The 1,765-nt window shown below is 75.0% G+C and carries 2 protein-coding genes and 1 pseudogene; all 3 read right to left on the bottom strand.

Annotated elements, in window-relative coordinates; genetic code table 11:
* Nucleotides 1–750: precorrin-2 C(20)-methyltransferase (locus H5J29_RS31420; RefSeq protein ID WP_181784558.1), on the bottom strand; the 750-nt coding region annotated here is incomplete at its 3' end.
* Nucleotide 751: 1 nt separating this feature from the next.
* Nucleotides 752–1,381, bottom strand: coding sequence for a precorrin-8X methylmutase (locus tag H5J29_RS31415; protein WP_181784557.1), 630 nt, complete (start codon nt 1,379–1,381; stop codon nt 752–754).
* A pseudogene (locus tag H5J29_RS31410) lies at nt 1,378–1,765 on the bottom strand (hypothetical protein); the annotation flags it as partial. The pseudogene H5J29_RS31410 and the gene H5J29_RS31415, both read right to left, overlap by 4 nt.

Genomic DNA, 1,765 nt, shown 5'->3' with positions numbered 1-1,765 from the left:
CGGGGGAACGGCGGTGTCCTCCGGCAGGCCTGCGGCGACCTCGCCGGGAAGCACCGCGATCGAGAAGTAGGGCACCGAGTCCGGGTCGACGTCCGCGAGCGGGCCGGTCCGCTGGCCCGCCATCGTGGCGCGCTCCACGAACTGCGCCCGCTCCAGCTTCCCGGCGTCGGCGAACGCGCCGCGGACGTTGCCGAAGGTCCGCCCCAGCTTCATGACGGCGGCGGAGTCGGTGGTGCGCAACCGTTCCGCGAGCTCCTCGCGGGGCAGCGTGCCGGGCAGGACGGTGAGGATCTCGTCCCGTTCGACCAGCGGCTGGCCGAGTGCCGCGGCCGCGCCGCTCACCGAGGTCACGCCCGGGACGACCTCGGCGTGGAACCGGCCCGCGAGCCGCTTGTGCATGTGCATGTAGGAGCCGTAGAAGAGCGGGTCGCCCTCGGCGAGCAGCACCACGTCCCGGCCCGCCGACAGGTGGACGGCGAGGCGTTCGGCGGCGTCGGCGTAGAACTCGTCGATCGCGCCCTGGTAGCCGCCCGGGTGGTCGACGGTCTCGGTCGTCACCGGGTAGACCAGCTGCTCCTCGATCTGGTCCCCGCGCAGATAGGACTTGGCGATGCCGCGTGCGATCGAGCGGCCGTGCCGGGCGGAGTGGTAGGCGACGACGTCCGCGGCCCCGATCAGCCGGGCCGCCTTGATCGTCACGAGCTCCGGGTCGCCGGGTCCCAGCCCCACGCCGTACAGGGTGCCGGGCATCTCAGATCTCCTGCTCGTCGGCCAGCGCGTTGAGCGCGGCGGCGGTGATCGCGGAGCCGCCGCGGCGGCCGTGCACGACGAGGTACTCCAGGTCGGTCCGTGCCGCGAGCGCCGCCTTGGACTCCGCGGCACCGATGAACCCCACGGGGATCCCGACGATCGCCGCGGGGCGGGGCGCGCCGGCGTCGATCATGTCGAGGAGGTGGAAGAGGGCGGTGGGGGCGTTGCCGATCGCGACGACGGCGCCGTCGAGCCGGTCGCCCCAGAGCTCCATCGCGGCGGCGGAGCGGGTGGTGCCGAGGCGCTCGGCGATCGCGGGGACCTCCGGCTCGCGCAGCGTGCACACGACGTCGTTGTCCTTCGGCAGCCGCGCGCGGGTGACGCCGGACGCGACCATCATCGCGTCGCACAGGACGGGGGCGCCGGCGCGCAACGCCGTCCGCGCGGCCGTGACCACGCCGGGGGAGTGGGCGATGTCGCCGGTCAGGTCCACCTGGCCACAGGCGTGGATCATGCGGACGGCCACGTACGCGACGTCCGCCGGGAAGCCGGAGAGGTCCGCCTCGGCCCGGATCGTGGCGAAGCTGCGCCGGTAGATCTCCGCGCCGTCGCGGATGTAGTCGCTGGTCATGCGGGGTTCCCTCGGAGCGCGGTGGACAGGTCGGGGACGCTGCGGTCCTCGATGCGGTAGGTGCCGTCGGGCTGGGCGACGACGTCGACGTGCTCCCCGTGCGGCGCCCCGCACCGCCGCTCGCACCCGACCACGTGGGCGCGGGGGAGCGGGGCCGGTGCGGTCGCGAGGAGCTCCCGGATGTCGGTGCGGACGTCGGCGTGGGACTTCGCGCAGCCCGGCCTGCCCGCGCAGGCGCTGAGCTGCAGCGCGGGATCGTCGGGCTCGGTGACGAGGCCCGCGGCGCGCAGGCGCTCGGCGGCACCGGGTCCGGGGTGGGGCAGCACGAGGGTGCGCCAGGGCGTGACGATCACCTCGGTCGCGCTCGTCGCGAGGGCGCGCAGC

Origin of the sequence: Pseudonocardia pini (assembly GCF_013870575.1) — a bacterium.
Classification (GTDB): Bacteria; Actinomycetota; Actinomycetes; order Mycobacteriales; family Pseudonocardiaceae; genus Pseudonocardia; species Pseudonocardia pini.
Note: the sequence above shows the minus strand (reverse complement) of the source record. Positions and strands in the feature narration are given on the sequence as shown.